The 16,614-nt window shown below is 64.2% G+C and carries 14 protein-coding genes; 7 read left to right on the top strand and 7 right to left on the bottom strand.

All coding sequences use genetic code 11. The features are described 5' to 3' along the window. Positions 1-35: 35 nt before the first annotated feature. Both ABD974_RS01880 and ABD974_RS01875 read left to right on the top strand, forming a co-directional pair. A complete protein-coding gene (locus tag ABD974_RS01880; RefSeq protein WP_345301568.1) occupies positions 36-368 on the top strand; it encodes a hypothetical protein in 333 nt (110 codons plus the stop codon). Positions 369-453: 85 nt separating this feature from the next. Next, entirely contained in the window at positions 454-867 is a 414-nt protein-coding gene (locus ABD974_RS01875; protein WP_345301567.1) for a copper-binding protein, read from the top strand. A 182-nt stretch (positions 868-1,049) separates the two neighbouring features. On the opposite strand, the gene ABD974_RS01870 is transcribed toward ABD974_RS01875, so the two are convergent. From ABD974_RS01870 to ABD974_RS01840, 7 genes are all read right to left on the bottom strand, one after another. Beyond that, a complete protein-coding gene (locus tag ABD974_RS01870; RefSeq protein WP_345301566.1) occupies positions 1,050-3,053 on the bottom strand; it encodes a heavy metal translocating P-type ATPase in 2,004 nt (667 codons plus the stop codon). Between the two features lie 88 nt (positions 3,054-3,141). After that, positions 3,142-6,339 (bottom strand): efflux RND transporter permease subunit, encoded by a 3,198-nt coding sequence (locus ABD974_RS01865; protein WP_345301565.1) that lies wholly within the window; start codon positions 6,337-6,339, stop codon positions 3,142-3,144. 10 nt (positions 6,340-6,349) lie between these two features. Beyond that, a complete protein-coding gene (locus ABD974_RS01860; RefSeq protein WP_345301564.1) occupies positions 6,350-7,396 on the bottom strand; it encodes an efflux RND transporter periplasmic adaptor subunit in 1,047 nt (348 codons plus the stop codon). Continuing rightward, positions 7,393-8,691 carry a TolC family protein gene (locus ABD974_RS01855; protein ID WP_345301563.1) on the bottom strand — a complete coding sequence of 433 codons (1,299 nt, stop codon included), beginning with the start codon at positions 8,689-8,691 and terminating at the stop codon, positions 7,393-7,395. The genes ABD974_RS01860 and ABD974_RS01855 overlap by 4 nt, the downstream gene beginning before the upstream one ends. A 55-nt stretch (positions 8,692-8,746) precedes the next feature. Further along, entirely contained in the window at positions 8,747-9,076 is a 330-nt protein-coding gene (locus tag ABD974_RS01850) for a hypothetical protein (protein WP_345301562.1), read from the bottom strand. A 171-nt stretch (positions 9,077-9,247) separates the two neighbouring features. Beyond that, the gene (locus ABD974_RS01845) at positions 9,248-9,844 is read right to left on the bottom strand and encodes a cation diffusion facilitator family transporter (RefSeq protein WP_345301561.1); all 597 of its coding nucleotides are present in this window, start codon (positions 9,842-9,844) and stop codon (positions 9,248-9,250) included. 10 nt (positions 9,845-9,854) lie between these two features. Beyond that, on the bottom strand, positions 9,855-11,807 hold the full coding sequence (locus tag ABD974_RS01840) for an FTR1 family protein (RefSeq protein WP_345301560.1): 1,953 nt from the start codon (positions 11,805-11,807) through the stop codon (positions 9,855-9,857). 90 nt (positions 11,808-11,897) lie between these two features. Between ABD974_RS01840 and ABD974_RS01835 the strand changes: the two genes are divergently transcribed. The 5 genes from ABD974_RS01835 (at position 11,898) to ABD974_RS01815 (ending at position 16,540) form a co-directional block, all read left to right on the top strand. Then, positions 11,898-12,323 carry a MerR family transcriptional regulator gene (locus tag ABD974_RS01835; protein WP_345301559.1) on the top strand — a complete coding sequence of 142 codons (426 nt, stop codon included), beginning with the start codon at positions 11,898-11,900 and terminating at the stop codon, positions 12,321-12,323. A 736-nt stretch (positions 12,324-13,059) separates the two neighbouring features. Next, entirely contained in the window at positions 13,060-13,491 is a 432-nt protein-coding gene (locus tag ABD974_RS01830) for a DUF2924 domain-containing protein (RefSeq protein WP_345301558.1), read from the top strand. Continuing rightward, positions 13,488-14,828, top strand: coding sequence for a recombinase family protein (locus tag ABD974_RS01825; protein WP_345301557.1), 1,341 nt, complete (start codon positions 13,488-13,490; stop codon positions 14,826-14,828). Before ABD974_RS01830 ends, ABD974_RS01825 begins: the two co-directional genes overlap by 4 nt. Beyond that, on the top strand, positions 14,825-15,295 hold the full coding sequence (locus tag ABD974_RS01820; RefSeq protein WP_345301556.1) for a LacI family transcriptional regulator: 471 nt from the start codon (positions 14,825-14,827) through the stop codon (positions 15,293-15,295). Before ABD974_RS01825 ends, ABD974_RS01820 begins: the two co-directional genes overlap by 4 nt. Positions 15,296-15,583: 288 nt before the next feature. After that, a complete protein-coding gene (locus ABD974_RS01815) occupies positions 15,584-16,540 on the top strand; it encodes an SOS response-associated peptidase family protein (protein WP_345301555.1) in 957 nt (318 codons plus the stop codon). The last annotated feature ends 74 nt before the right edge of the window (positions 16,541-16,614 follow it).

Raw genomic sequence — 16,614 nt, 5'->3', positions numbered from 1 at the left:
CTCAACACAACCCCACACCACACAGGAGACTCCTCATGAAACGCACTTCCCACATCGCGGCCTTGGCGATCCTGATCGGGACACTGAGCGTGTCCGGCACGCTGTCGGCAAAGGAACGGCTCGGCCATGTCGCCGAAGCGTCCGGCGAGTCCTTGCAACTATGCTTCGATCCACAGACCGCACTACCAGCGGCTGGCGAAGCAGTGCGCATTGTCCGCCGCATGCACTCGGGCAGCCAAAAATCCGGCCTGCCGTTTCGCAAGCGCACCGTCGGTGTGGCGCGAATTGGCGACGATCGATCCGGCCCTTGCGTTGCGGCCACGCTGATCAAAGGAAAAGCACGTCGCCAGGACGACGTTCGCAAGTGAAATCGCCGTCTGCCGATGGCGGCAGCGCGGAAGGCGCTGTCGTCATTCCCGTTGTCTCTACTTCAACTCACCCAAGGAAACCCACATGAAACCGACGTTCATTCCCTGCGCTCTTGCCACGCTGCTGCTGGCGGCCTGTTCGCAAACACCTGGCAGCGAGGACGCTGTCGCCAAGGACGCGACCGCCGCCAGCGACATGGCGATGCCTGCTGCCGAACACGCGGCGATGGCGGCAGCGTCCAAAGCGGCTACGGAGGCGATGGCGCAGACCGCCAAAACCGCGTCCGCGTCCGGCACCGTCGAATCCGTCGACGCGGGCGCGGGCAAGATCACGCTCGCGCATGGCCCGGTCGATGCGCTGGGCTGGCCCGCGATGACGATGGGCTTCAAGGCAACGCCCGAGCAGATCGCGTCCGTGCAGCCCGGTCAGTCCGTGCGATTCGAGTTCACGGCAGAAGGAATGACAGCGACGATCACGCGCATCGAACCCAGTCCATAAAAACAACTCGTCACCTACCCCCACGACCATGTGTGAGGCGTGGCGTTGGGGTAGACAATTTCGATATCGCCTGCGCCTGCATGCGTGACGTCAGGCGAGAAGATCAGAAATCCGCACTGTGACCTCGAGCCGGAACGCACTATGTTGGACAACGAAAGCGATTGCTCCCGCAGTGGTTCGTCTCAGGCCTGTGGTTCGCGATACGCCAACAGCCGCAGGGCATTCGCAACCACCAGCAGTGTCGAGCCTTCATGGAATAGCACGGCGACGCCCATCTTCAGTCCGAAAATCGTTGCAGGTATCAGAATCACGACCATGCCCAGACTTGCCCAGAGGTTTTGACGAATGATGCGGCGGGTCTGACGACTCAATCCGATCACGAATGGCAGTTTCGACAGATCGTCGCCCATCAGCGCCACGTCGGCGGTTTCCAGGGCCACGTCGGAGCCCGCCGCGCCCATCGCGATGCCGACCGACGCCATCGCCAAGGCCGGTGCGTCGTTGACGCCATCGCCGATCATCGCGACATCGCCGGCCGCCTGCAATTCCCGGATGGTCGTCACTTTGTCCTCGGGCATAAGATTGCCAAGTGCGCGGTCGATGCCGACACTCTTCGCCACGGCATCAGCGACTTGTTGGTTGTCGCCGGAGAGCATGATCATCTGGCGTATGCCTAACGCCCGCAGTTGCACGATCACGCTCGTCGCGGCGGCGCGCGGTGTGTCCATCAACCCGATCGCACCGAGATAGCGGTCACCGTGTTTGACGGCGAAGGTGGTGCGTCCTTCGGATTCGAGGCTGAGCATGCGCGCGTCGAGATCCGGCGGTAGCCCTGCGGTATCGATCTCGGTGAAGAGCGCTCGTTTGCCGATATGCACAACCTGACCGTCGACCTCCGCGCGCAATCCTTTGCCTGTCAGACTTTGCAGATTGATCGCGACCGGCAAAGCAGTACCACCAAGACGTTCGCTGCCATCGCGGACGACCGCGGCCGCCAACGGGTGATCGCTCAGACGTTCAACCGCGACCGCGACGCCAAGCAGTGTCTCCTCATTGATATTTTCAGCGGCCAGCACATCGGTCACACGCGGCTGGCCTTCGGTCAGGGTGCCGGTTTTATCGAACGCCAGCGCATGCAGCACACCGAGCCGTTCCAGTGGTGCGCCACCTTTGATCAGAACTCCCGCTCGTGCAGCCCTGGCGACGCCGCTGAGTACCGCGCTGGGCGTCGAAATCGCCAGCGCGCAGGGGCTTGCGGCGACCAACACAGCCATCGCCCGATAGAACGACGCGCTGAAGGGTTCATCAATCACCACCCAGGCGAACAGCAGTAAGAACGCCAGAACCAGCACCGCCGGGACGAAATAACGCTGGAAGCGATCGGTGAACAGTTGTGTGGGCGATTTCTGATTCTCGGCCGATTTCACCATCTCTACGACACGCGACAGCGTGCTCTGATCGGCACGCCGGCTGACCTCGATCTCGACGACATGCGCGCGATTGAGCGTGCCGGCGAACACGCGATGCTCGGCACCCACCGTGTCAGGGTTCGCGCGCGCGGCAACGATGTCCGCAACAGGTCGCTTATCGACCGGCACGCTCTCGCCAGTGATCGCGGATTGATCGATGCTGGTGTCGCCGATGACGACAAAACCGTCTGCAGCGATTCGCTCGTCCGGTTTGACCACCACGATGTCACCTACCTGCAGCGATTCGACCTGGGTTTCGACCAGTTCCTGGCCGCGCCGCACCAATGCGGTCTCCGGTCGCAACTGCGCCAACGCCTCGATCGCACGACGGGCACGGCCCATCGCGTAATTTTCGAGCGCATGTCCCAGACTGAACAGGAACAGCAGCAAGCCGGCCTCCCCCCAGTGGCCCAAGGCGATCGCGCCCGCAGCGGCGACGAGCATCAGCGTGTCGATCTGCAAGCGTCGATTGCGGAGGTTTTCGATCGCTTCCCGCACGGTGAACCATGCGCCCGCCAGGCAGGCTGCGGCATACAACCCGCGCGCGATGAGCGCATCTTCGCCCATCGAGCGGCTGACGATCCAACCGGCGAGCAATAGCGCGCCGCTGAGCAGCGAAAACCACAACTCCAGGTTGCCAGTGCCGTGTGCGTGTTTGTCGTGCCCGTGCTCCCCGTGAGGGTCATCCTGGTGTGATGTATGCGTATGTGCTGACATGGTCGTTTCCTCGTGATCGAGTGTCTGTCGTGGGGGGACAATGCCCCTTCGAGATAGGGTCAAGGCAGCAAACGAAAGCAGCAGCGGGTCATGACGGCGCCATCTGCGGCATGTGCGCGTCCGGCTTCGCATCGCCGGGTTTGTGCAGCCAGCGATACAGCGCCGGCAGCACCAGCAGCGTCAACAGCGTCGAGGACACGATGCCGCCGATCACCACCGTCGCCAGCGGTCGCTGCACTTCGGAGCCAGCGCCGACGTTGAGCGCCATCGGCACGAAGCCGAGCGACGCCACCAGCGCCGTCATGAGCACCGGGCGCAGGCGGCCGAGCGCACCGTCGACAATCGCTTCATCAAGCGGATCGCCCTGTTCGCGGAGCTTCTTGATGAAGGCGATCATCACCAAGCCGTTGAGCACGGCCACGCCCGACAGTGCGATGAAGCCGACGCCGGCTGAAATCGACAGGGGAATGCCGCGCAGCGCCAGCGCGATCACGCCGCCGGTCAGCGCGAGCGGCACGCCGCTGAACACGATCGCCGCATCCTTGGCCGAACCGAAGGCCATGAACAGCAGGCCGAAAATCACGATCAGGGTCACTGGCACCACGATCGAGAGGCGCTTGCTGGCCGACACGAGCTGTTCGAACGTGCCGCCGTAGTCGATCCAGTACCCCTCGGGTACTTTGACTTCTGCATCGATCTTCGACTGCAATTCGGCTACGAACCCACCGAGATCGCGATCGCGCACGTTTGCGGTGACCACGATCCGGCGCTTGCCGTTCTCGCGGTTGATCTGGTTCGGACCCAACTGCGTTTCGACGCTCGCCACTTCGCGCAACGGCACGGTGCGCGGCGTGCCGGCCGCCCAGTTGCTGGTGCGGCTGGACTCGTCGGCCTGAGTACCTTCACCCAGGGCAATCGGCAGATCCGCAAGTGCGGCGGGATCCTCGCGCAGCGATTCGGGCAGACGCACGACGAGATCGAACCGGCGGTCGCCCTCGAACAGTTGGCCCGATTCCTCGCCGCCGATGGCCGTGGCGATCGTTTCCTGCACCTGCGACGGGTTCAGGCCATAACTGGCCAAGGCAGCCCGGTTGGGCACCACTGTCAGCAGCGGCAGGCCGGTCACCTGCTCGGTCTTGACGTCGGCGGCACCGGGCACAGCCGACATCACGCGCTGTACCTGGACGGCCGTGCGCACGAGCTGGTCGAGATCATCGCCGTAGATCTTGACCGCCACGTCCGCGCGCACGCCCGAGATCAACTCGTTGGTGCGCATCTGGATGGGCTGTGTGACCTCGTAGTTGTTGCCGGGCAAGGTGGCCAATACCTTCCCGATGTCCTTGAGCAGAACCGCCTTCGGCTTGTCGGGGTCCGGCCAGTCGTCGCGATCCTTGAGCATCACGAACGTATCGGCGATCGAAGGGGGCATCGGATCGCTGGCCACCTCGGCGGTGCCGATCTTGGCGAAGACGCGCTTGACCTCGGGCAGTTGCGCCAGACTCGTTTCGAGCGCCTCTTGCATCTGCACCGACTGGGTCAGGCTGGTGCCGGGGATGCGCAAGGCCTGGACCGTGACGTCGCCCTCGTCGAGGTTGGGAATGAACTCGCTGCCCAGGCGCGTGGCAAGCAGTCCGGACGCGACCACCAGCGCCAGCGCGCCCAGCATCACCGGCATCCGGTGGCGCAGCGTCCACGCCAGCATCGGCGCGTAGCGACGCTTGGTCCATGCCATGAGCTTGTTCTCGTGCTCATCGACCTTGCCGCCGAGGAACATCGCGATCGCGGCGGGCACGAAGGTCAGCGAGAGCAACATCGCGCCGGTCAGTGCGAGCACCACCGTGATCGCCATCGGATGGAACATTTTTCCTTCGATGCCGGACAGCGCAAAGATCGGCAGATAAACCGCTGTGATGATGCCCAGGCCGAACAGGCTGGGGCGGATCACTTCGGCGGTGGCCGAGGCGGTTTCGTCGAATCGTTCTTCCTCGGTCATGACGCGGCCAAGCCGATGCTGCAGCTCGCCGAACCGGCGCAGGCAGTTCTCGATGATGATCACCGCGCCGTCGACGATCAGGCCGAAATCGAGCGCGCCCAGGCTCATGAGGTTGCCCGACACGCCGCCACGCACCATGCCCGTGAGCGTGAACAGCATCGCCAGCGGAATGACCGCCGCGGTGATGAGCGCTGCACGGAAATTGCCGAGCAGCACGAACAGCACCACGATCACCAGCAGTGCGCCTTCGATCAGGTTCTTGCTGACCGTGGCGATGGTGCGGTCGACCAACTCGGTGCGGTCGTAGACCGGAATGGCTTTGACGCCTTTGGGCAGCGACGCATTGGCGGCCTGCAGCTTGGCCGAGGCGGCCTGGCTGACCTCGCGGCTGTTGGCCCCCACCAGCATGACCACGGTACCGACCACGACTTCATGACCGTTCTGCGTGGCTGCACCTGTGCGCAGCTCCTTGCCTTCGCCCACCGTGGCCACGTCGCGCACGCGGATCGCCAAGCCTTCCCGGCGGTCGAGCACGATATCGCGGATCGCATCGAGATCGCTGACCTGACCAGGCACGCGCACCAGGAATTGCTGGCCATTGCGCTCGATGTAGCCCGCGCCGACGTTCTGGTTGTTGGCGGCGATGGCTGCGACGATGTCATGTAGCGTGAAGTTCAGGGCGATGAGCTTGGCCGGGTCCGGTGTGATGTGGATTTGCCGCTCGTAACCGCCGATGGTGTTGACCTCGGTGACGCCCGGCGTGTTACGCAACTGTGGACGGATGACCCAGTCCTGCAGGGTGCGCAGGTCCGTGGGTGAGTAGCTGCTGCCATCGGGTTTGCGCGCCTTGGGGTCCGCTTCCACCGTGTACATGAAGATCTCGCCCATGCCGGTCGCGATCGGGCCCATCGTGGGTTCCAGCCCGGCCGGCAGTTGCGCCTTCGCTTGCTGCAGGCGCTCGGAGACCTGCTGGCGAGCGAAGAAGATGTCGGTGCCGTCCTTGAAGACGACCGTCACCTGCGACAGCCCATAGCGCGAAAGCGATCGCGTGTAGTCGAGACTCGGCAGGCCCGCCAGTGCGGTCTCGATGGGGAAGGTGACGCGCTGTTCGGCCTCCAGCGGCGAATAGCCGGGCGTTTCGGTATTGATCTGCACCTGGACGTTGGTGATGTCTGGTGTCGCGTCGATCGGCAGGCGGGTGAAGCTCCACACACCCAAGCCGATCAGGCCGAGGGTGAAAACGAGCATCAGCCACCGATGCGCGATCGCGAATCGGATGATTTTCTCAAGCATGTCGGCGGCCTCAGTGGTCGTGCTCGGCGGTCGACTTCTCGATATCCGCCTTGATGAGGAAACTCTGCGCGGTGACCACCTCTTCGCCGGCCTTGAGCCCGGAAAGGATCTCCACTTGCCCAGGATCGCGTTTGCCCAGCTTCACCGGGCGCTGGGTGTAGGTCTCTCCCGTGCGCACGAAGACCACGTCCATGTTCTCCATCGTCTGCAGCGCTGTTTGCGGCACCATCAACGCCACCCGTTGCTGGGCCACGGTCACGCGCGCGCGTACCGCCGAGCCGGGGCGCCACATGCCGTCGGTGTTGCGGACACGTGCGCGTGCGATGGTGCTCTGGCTGGCTGTTGCGGTCGAGGGCAGAATGCGTTCGAGCACCGTCTCGGTCGTGACCTGGTCGCCCATGCGCGTGATCAACACTGGGCTGCCCGCGGTGATGTGCTGGGCATCGGCGCCGAACACGTGCAGGTCCACCCACAGTTCGGACAGGTCGCCGATTTCGTAGAGCGCCATGCCTTCGGCGGCAACGCCGCCCACTGACGCATTGCGCTGGAGCACGACACCGGAAATCGGTGCCGTCACCGTATAAGTGGTCAGGCTCAGGTTGCTTTCGATGCTGGCCAGTGCTTGGCCAGCGCGCACCTGATCGCCGATGTTGGCGCGCAGCGAGCGGATCGGACCTGGAAAGCGTGCCATCACCTGCGCGACCCGCCCGTCGATGGGGGTCAGCAGACCTTGTACCTCGTGTTCGTCGGCGATCGTGCCCGGCGCGACCTTCGCGACCTTGATCCCGGACTTGGCCGCGACGGAGGCGGAAAGTTTCGTGCTTGGCGGGCCTTCGGCATGCTCGCCTTCTTCGCCCTCTGCGTGCGCGTCTCCGCCTTCGGCATGTCCATCTTCTTCGGCGTGCTCGCCTTCCTCGGCATGCTTGCTTTCCTCAGTGTGCTCGTCTTCCCCGGCGTGCTCGCCGGACTCGGCATGTGCATCGGCGGTCTTCTTGTCGCCGCAGCCGGACAACGCAAGGGCAAGCAGCAGGGCGGTCCAAAACGGGATGCGATTCATGGGGTGTCCTTCAATACAGGGGTCGTCGATGGCGCGGCGAGCAGTGGTTGGCCAGTCAGGCGTTGGATTTCGATCAGGGCGCGCTGGGCGTCGAGCGCGGTTTCAAGCTGCTGTTTGCGTGCGTTGGTGCGCTCGGATTGCAATTGCGCCCATTCGAGATAGCTGATCGCACCGGAGCGGTACGCGCGTTCGGCGGCGGCTTCGGCTTGTCCCAGTTTCGGCAAGACGTCGCTCCGCAACCGCTGCACTTCGATCTGCGCCACGCGATAGCGGCCGTGCGCTTCGGCCAGCGTCGAATACAGCGCCAGTCCCTTGGCCTCGCGCTCGATCTCCAGCGACGCCAGTTCGGCTTCGGCGATGCGGATCTCGGGCTGCGCGCGCGAACGGCTTCCCAGCGGCATCGACACACTCCCGATGAGGCCGAAGTCGTCAGTCGACTGTAGCCGGCGCACGCCGACTTGCCAGTCCAGATCTGCGGTGCTGCTGCTGCGCGCAAGTTGTAGCCGCGCTTCCCGGATGCGCTGCTCATCGGCAAACTGGGCGAGCTCCGGCGTGTTTCCGATCAGCTCGGACAGGGCTGAGAAATCGCCGATGGCGGGAAGTTGCAACGGATCGCGTGCGACCACATCGAAGTCCGGTTCACGTTGACCCCACAGTGCAGCCAGGTGGTGTCGCGCGGCGATCAGCCGCTGTTCGGCGCGGGCGCGATCCAACTCCGCGCGCGCCAGTGCCGCCTGCGCGGTCAACACCACCGATTCCGGTGACGCGCCGGCCTGCAAGCGGTGGCGCGCGCCAGCGACCGTGCGCTGGCGCTGGGCGATGTCCAGTTGCGCGATCTCGCGCTGCTGCTGCGCCGCCACCGCAGCGAGATACCGCCGCGCGACTTCGGCCAGCAGATCGAGACGCCGGGTTTCGCGCTCGACGGCCAAGGCGTCGATCCGGCTCTGCGCCAACACACGTCGGGCGTCTAGCTTGCCGCCGCGTTCAAGCACCGACGCCAGTGTCAAACTGAGTTCGGCGCCCTGCAGGCCGCTGGCCTCGCCGGAGCCAAAGGCATTTTCGACGGTAGCGCCCGCGACCAGTGCGGGACGCAATGCGGCGCGGTCGCGTTCGGCGGCCAGCACATCGCCGCGAGCACCGAACAGGCGCAATTGAGGGTGGGAATCGGCGACGCGCGCAAACGCATCGTCCAAGGTCAAGGTTGGACGGGGAACAACAGGATCTGCAGCGGTCGCGGGCCAAGCCACGACGAACGCCACGATGCACGCGGCGAACGCCGCGAGTCGCATACGCATGGGAAACACTCCGATGGAAAGGTTGGACGAGCAGCCGGAGTACGGCTGGCGGGTCTCAAGCCTGAATCGGAGGTCGGAAGGGGGTTGCCGCGTGCGCGTCGGCAGTGATGGCGTTGGTAGGCGCCCAAAGCACCCTGGCAACGGGTTTGAAAGCCGGAAGCTGTAACTGTCCGGATAGCGGAAGCTGCGGCTGCGCACAGCAGTGCGCGTGATGCATCAGTTGGTGCGAAGCGCCGGCGTCGCCGTCGCCGTCTGTTTCGGTCGAATCCGTTTGCCACTGGGTGGCATGCAGATCAGCGTGAGTACCCGATGCGCTCGAATGGCCGATCGCCTCGTGCAACGCACCTCGGCCAGCAATCACAGGTTGCACGATCAGGCACAGCATGAGTAGCGCCAGAAAAGACTGGCGGCACAGGGTGCTTATCCGGCGGGCTTGACGACTTTTCACGGCCGCAGAGTGTAGCTCAATCGCGAAAGGTTAGACAATTACAGGAAACGTCAAAAACCTGCATATTTCATTGGCTTGGCTGCCAAAAGACGACTATCTTTCACTCTGCTAAGCCTTTTCCGCATGGGCATCGCGCAAAATTCCAAAGGCTTCCTTGATCACGTACAAGCCGATCAACGTGCCGATGGCAAAATCCGGGTACGGCGAGTGCAGCCAGAACACCAGCACCCCGGCCAGGATGACGCCGAGGTTGGCCACCACATCGGCACGGGTGAACAGCCACGTCGCCCGCAGATGCACTTCACCGGACTTCAAAGGCGCGAGCATGCGCAGGACGGTGACATTGACCGCCAACGACAACAAGGAGATGCCGATCATCCATCCGCTGAGCGGTTCAGCACCGAACATGACGCGGCGGCCGACTTCGACGAGCACACCGACGCCCAGCATCAGCAGCACACCGCCACTGAGCAACGCAGCGTTGGCCTTGAACCGGGTCGTACGACCGATCGCGACCAGACCAATCGCATAGGCAGTCGCGTCGGAAAGCATATCCAGTGCATCGGCTAGCAGACCTGTGGACTGGGCGATCCAACCAGCGAAACCACCGATCACCGCCATGACCGCATTAAGGACCAGTGCAATCCAAAGAACACGACGTTCACGCGCGTTCTTGGCTTCGTGGTGGCAGCCGCATTCGCTCATCGTGAAGTCCTCATGATTTTGCAGGGGCACGCGCGGACCGGGCATTTAAGATGAAACCTGCCACCGCGACCGTTGCGATCGCCAACTGTGCCAGCAATGATTGCCACGACGGATAGACGCCGAGCCAGTCGATGCGTGGCGCAGCAATCAACGCCTGCGACACCCAGCCGGCTTCCTGCAGCGCGGCCACGCCTTTACCGACCAGGACGACCGCAAGCAAGGCGATCAGGACCGAGCTGATCGTGAAGAACTTGCCGATCGGCAAACGCTTGCTGAGACGCAGCATCCAATACGCCACGCCGACCAACACTGCGGTGCCAGTCAACAGACCGGCAACGATAGCGCCGGAGGTCTGCTCGCTCCACATCGCGATGTAGAACAGGATCGTCTCGAACACCTCGCGGTAAACGGCGACGAACGCCAAGGTGAACAGGAAGATCGCTGAGCGCCGCGTCAGGGCCGCCGACATCTTGGCGTGCAGATATTGCTGCCAGCGGCCAGCGAAACTCTTGCCGTGCATCCAGATGCCCACGCTGAGCAGTACGACCGCGGCGAACAGCGCCGAAACGCCTTCGGTCACTTCACGATTGGCGCCGCTGATATCGACAAAGTACGTGGCCACAGCCCAGGTGATGGCTCCTGCCAGTAGCGCCCCGATCCAGCCAGCATGAACGTAAGGCAGCACATCACGGCGTTCGGCTTTGCGCAGAAAAGCGATCATGCCGATGACGATCAGTAGTGCTTCCAGCCCTTCGCGCAGCAGGATGGTGAAGCTGCCGAGAAACGCCGTGGTCGTGTCCGTATGCCGATCCTGCAGCACCGCCTCGGCGCGATCGAACAGCGCCCGGATTCGCGTCGCCTGAACGGTCGCTTCCGCAGGCATCGCACCGTGTCCAAGCTTTGCGCGAAACTGGGCCATCGCGGCTTCGAGTTCGCGCATCAGCGCCGCGTCGCGCGTGGCCAATGTCGGTTCGATCGGCTCCACGCCGTCGAGGTAGGCGGACAGAGCCAAGGCCTTGGCGCGCGTCGTGTCCCCGGTGCGGTAGGCGCGCTCGCTCTGGGCCAGCCGTTGCCGGGCCAGCGCCAGTGGTCCGGTGGCAGCACCAGCCGCCGCCTCATTCACGGCTTGCGGGTGCGCACGCAGATACGCCACGACTTCGGCCGCCTGCACCGGCTCCAACGTCTTGGCGAGTTCAGCCTCGCTGGCGCGGGTGAGCGCTTCAAGGTCGGGGAACTTCGAGTGCAGTTCGAGACGCTCGTGCCACAGCGTTTCGCCGCGCGTTTGAGCCTGCGGTGAATACGCCATGCCGCCGACGTAAAACGCCAAGTCCCAGCGATCAGCGTCAGATAGGCTGGAAAACGCCGCCATCCCCGTACCGGGGACGCCCTGCGAAATTACCTCGTACAGCGCGAACGGCGTGCGTTGCGCTGCGCGGGTGGCATCGCTGAAGGCGATCGGCGGCGGATCCAGCGCGGCCGCAGTCGGGCCGTCACCGCGACCGGCCGAACCGTGACAGGCTGCACATTGCTGGGCGTAGAGCGCCGCAGCCCGGCTCGGCACCGGCGGTGAAGTCGGCACCGCCCCGATGGAGTAGCTGGCCAGCAGGTCATCGGCCAGCCCACGGGCGAGCGTCGCCACGTGCAGGGGCTCGGCCTTGGTGGTCACCGCCACCACCAGTTGGTCGGCTTGGGCCAGCAGGGCCGGCTTTTTTGATGACTTTGGCAGGCTCGCCAGTTGCGTGCGGACGGCCCCGGCGAACTCCTGCATCTCGGCGTACTCGCCCGGCGACACGATATGACCGCCTTGAACGGCGCCGGCGTAGTCCACGGCGATGTAGTCGAGCATCTGCCAGGTCTGGCGCGGGTTCGCTCCAGGCTGTTCGGCACGAACCGGCAGCAACGTGGCCCCCAGCATCAGAAGGGCCAGGAGGCTGGACTGGATCAGGACAATCGGTTGGGGCATGGTTCGACCATGGTTGGGCACCGCCAGGGTGGCAGCGGAAACGTGCCCAGCGTAAAGTCTGTAGTCACTACAGGGTCAAGCGGAATGCGAATGAAAATCAGTGACGCCGCCGCCGCCAGTGGCTGTCATCTGGAGACCATTCGCTACTACGAGCGTGTGGGCCTGATGCCATCACCGATGCGAACCGGGAGCGGTTACCGCGCCTACGCGCCGGCCGATGTCGAACGGCTGCGCTTCATCAGCCGGGGGCGCGAGTTGGGGTTCAGTCTGGAGGAGATTCGCAGTCTGCTGCGCTTGAACGACGATCCGCAGTTGTCGTGTGGCGATGTTGATGTGCTGGCTCGTGCGCACTTGACCGACATCCATCAACGCATAGATGCGCTCAGTCGCATGGCGGAGGAACTGGAACGAGTCACCGCCCAGTGCTCCGGCGGCGAGCGTGTCAAGTGCACCATTCTGGAAGCGCTACGTCGCGCCGATGGCGCTTCTACCGAGAACAAAGGATCGAAGACATGACGATGGTTGTGCGCTGAAGGATAACGCAACCTGAGTGGTGCGCTCACGGTGCTCAAGTACTCGCGCAGGAAGTCCGCAACGTAGGTCTTGCCGACCGACCATCCCTGTTCGACGTGGTCGCGGTTGAACCGATCCGCGATCGTGCGGCAACTGGCGTCGGGCGATTCCATCGCAATCCGGAACAGTCTTTCACGTACTACGATGGGCTTGGCCCGGTAATGACGCATGCCGTTGGCGCTTGTTGATGCGGGTTGCATTTCACATTTTGTATGCCTGCGAATTCCGGATCGCTGCGGAAGCGGTCGTTGATGGCGGATGCGAGCAATCAACATTGCGACAAGCGCGAGCAGCAGTGCAAGAATCATCCGATTCAACCGTCATGGCCCGGCGGTCGACGCCGTTTGGGTCGCGCAGACTACGCTACGCTGCGATACAGCATTGCGATTGCACTGGGACACTGCCTGCTGGTTTGACGAGCAGGCAGGACCACCGTGACATCCCTCCAAACTTTCGACCCGGCGCGCATGACGCCGGCACAGCGGCGCACGGAGGCCGCCGCACTGCTGGCCCAGGGCCTGCACCGCCTGCGCGGCGGCGACGCGCACACGGCCGCAGACGGCGCGCCCTCTCCGGTTGGTCTTGGCTTTGGCGGCCACCCACGCGTACATGCCAACCCCGCTCACCGGAGTCCACAGGCATGACGCAACAATCCCCTCCGGCGGCTGCGCCCGCATCGATGGCCGCGCGCATCGCGCACCTGGCCGATTGGTCGTGGCCGGATATCAAGAAGGAATGGCAGCGCCTCTTCGGCGGCGAACCGCCCATCGCCAATCGCCGCTTCGTCGAGAAGCGTATCGCCTATCGCTGGCAGGAGATCGAGTTCGCCAAGGCCGACCGTGGTTTGCTCGAACGCAACCAGCAGCGCATTGACGAACTGGTCGCGACCGGTACGTTGAAGCGCCAGAAGGCCGGCGCGATGCCGATCGCGGGCACGGAGCTGATTCGCGTCTATGCCGGCGTCGAACATCGGGTCCGGGTCCTGCCCGATGATGAATTCGAGTACGCAGGCAAGCGCTATCCCAGCCTGTCGATGATCGCTCGCGAGATCACCGGCACACGATGGTCCGGACCCGCGTTTTTCGGCCTGCGCAAGGCGGGTGGCCGATGAGTGTCGTTCTGCCGAAACGCATGCGGTGCGCGGTTTACACCCGCAAGTCCACAGACGAGGGGCTTGATGCGGAATACACTTCGATCGACGCCCAGCGCGATGCCGGCGCGGCGTTCATCGCCAGTCGGCGGATGGAAGGCTGGATCCCGGTCGCAGGTGATTACGATGACGGCGGCTTCTCCGGCGGCACGCTGCTACGTCCAGCACTGCAGCGCCTCATGGACGACATCCGCGCAGGCCAGATCGACATCGTCGTGGTCTACAAGATCGACCGCCTGACGCGATCGCTGTTCGACTTCGCCGAGCTGATCAAGGTCTTCGAGGAATACGGCACGACCTTCGTGTCGGTCACGCAGCAGATCAACACCACGGACGCGATGGGGCGGATGATGCTGAACATCCTCCTCGCGTTCGCGCAGTTCGAGCGCGAGTTGACCGCCGAGCGCATCCGCGACAAGTTCGCCGCCAGCAAGAAGAAGGGCCTGTGGATGCACGGCATCTGTCCACTGGGGTACGACGTCGTGGATCGTCGGCTGGTGGTGAACACAGTGGAGGCCGAACAGGTGCGAACCATCTTCCGCCGCTTCGTCGAGTTGGGCTCGATCCTGAAGGTCGTGCAGGAGGCGAGGGCGCGAGGTTGGTGCAACAAGACGTGGACGACGAAGGCGGGCACCGTGCGGCCCGGTAAGCTCCACGACAAAAGCTCCATCCACGGCATGCTGCATTGCCGCACTTATCTGGGCGAACTCAAGCATCGCGGCGAGTATGTCGAGAGCACCCATGCCGCGATCATCGACAAAGCCCTGTGGGATGAGGCACATGCGCTGCTGCAGATCAACGGTCGGGTCCGCTCCTCCGCCTCACGCGGCAAGGTGGATTTCCTGCTGAAGGGCCTGTTGACCGGCCCCGACGGCCGCGCCCTGTCGCCGTGGCACACGACCAAGGCCAACGGGCGCACCTACCGCTACTACTTGAGCACGCGCGACATCCACGAAGGGCGGGGCACATCGGGCCTGCCGCGCCTGCCAGCGGCCGAACTGGAGGTTGCGGTGGTCGGGCAACTGCGCCAACTGCTGCGCGCGCCGGAGATGATCGAAGCGATGATCCCGCAGGCGCTCGCCCTCGACCCCACGCTGGATGAAGCGCAGGTCACGGTCGCGATGACGCAGGTCGACCGGGTGTGGGAGCAACTGTTCCCCACCGAACAGCAGCGGCTGGTCCGGCTGTTGGTGGAGCGGGTCATCGTGACGCCGACGAACCTGGAACTCCGCTTGCGCCCCGGTGGCGTCGGCAGCCTCGCCGCCGACGCCCGGCAGGTCGCCGAGGCCGTCGCATGAGCCGTCCGACCCTGGCGGTGGCAGGGCAGGCCAGCGAGGTGGTCGCCAGCGACGGGAGCGTCGTGCTGAACGTCCCGATCACCCTGCGGCAGCGGAGCGGTCGACGGATGGTCGCCGTCGGCGGTCTCCGGTGCGAATCCGGCGAACGGACTCGAACCGGCGCCACGCCGCTACAATTGGCGCTGGCCCGAGGCCACCGCTGGCTGCGGATGATCGAGGCGGGCGAGGTCTCGTCGCTTCGTGAGATCGCGCAGCGCGACGGGGCCGATCACAGCTACGTCGCCAAACACCTTAACTTGACTCTGCTGGCGCCGGACATTGTGACCGCGATCCTGGAGGACACCCTGCCGGACGGGGTCCGCCTCAGCGCGTTGCTGATCAACCCGCCGGTGCTGTGGGAGGACCAGCGAGCGGCGCTCGGCACGACGCCTGCGCCGCCTCGGATGAGGAAGGGCGGCCGGAAGTAGGGCAGGGGCAACAGGCGGCTTTCGCTGGATAACAGCCGCGCCGGCGTACGCTACGCTGCGATCCCGCATGAGAGCGAGTTTGGATGCCGGTTGCTCAGGCACGACCAATTTTTGTCCGGCAACGCCCCAATTGCCGTCGAGAACCCCGAAGCGATTCGGGGTTTTTTGTTGCCCGTCGTCCGCACATTCGTATCGGCGTAGTGTCCACGAACCGCCCGTCGGCACGGCCCGCCGATCGCATGCAGTCGATGCACAATCGATCGTGAGTGGCTACAGGGGGCGACGACGGTGTGCTATTCGGCCAAGGTCTGGCAGGCCTATCAGGACTACGTCCGTCGCTTCGGTGCGGTCATCGGCATCCGCGAGTTCGCGCAGCTGTATGCGGACCGGCAGAAGGGCGCGAAGGTAAAGACCACGAAAGCGATGGACGACGCCTTTCTGCGCGCCGGCACGTCCGAGACGCGCGGGATCGCGCAGGCCATCGAAGCCTGGAACGCAGAACAGATCGCCGAACTCGAACGATTGCTGTTCCGCCAACGCAGACGCCTAGTCGACGCCGAACGCACGCTGCGCACGAAGTCCACGAAGAAGGCGCTCGACGATCAGCGCATCGCCTCGAACAGGATCGAGTGGGCCAAGGGCAAACTCGCCGACCTGCATCGCACCGTACCCGTAGAACGGGACAGCCGCATCTTCCCCGGCATGTATGCGCCGGTGATGGTGATCGAGCAGGGCCGGCGGGTGATCAAGCCGATGCGCTACCAGTGCCGCCCCGCCGGCAAACCCGCGGTCTACGACACGAAGTATCCCGGCACCTACAACGCCCGGCGCGACAACCTCGAAGGTTTCTGGAAGGGACAGTTCGGCCACACCCACGGCGTCATCGTCTGCGATGCCTTCTACGAGAACGTGAGCCGGCACAAGGTCGAGGGCTGCGCGCTCGCCGACGGCGAGGCCGAAGAAAACATGGTGCTGGAGTTCAAACCGCAACCGCAGCAGGACATGTTGATTGCATGCCTCTACTCGCACTGGCAGGGCGATGGCGAGGAGTTGTGGTCATTCGCTGCGATCACTGACGAACCGCCGCCGGAAGTTGCCGCGGCTGGGCACGATCGCTGCATCATTCCGATCAGGGAGGAGCATTTGGATACGTGGCTCAACCCGGACCCGAACAACCTCGCAGATCTCTATGCGATTCTGGATGATCGGCAGCGGCCATATTACGAGCATCGGATGGCGGCGTGACAGATGGTTGGGATGGCTGCTATCGACCAAAGTGGTCATCGGAAAATGAATCTGCCCCCGTTCTTGTGGGAACT

It is taken from the genome of Lysobacter hankyongensis (genome assembly GCF_039543145.1).
Taxonomy (GTDB): Bacteria; Pseudomonadota; Gammaproteobacteria; order Xanthomonadales; family Xanthomonadaceae; genus Lysobacter_I; species Lysobacter_I hankyongensis.
The sequence above is the reverse complement of the archived record's forward strand: the minus strand, read 5'-3'. Positions and strand labels throughout refer to the sequence as shown.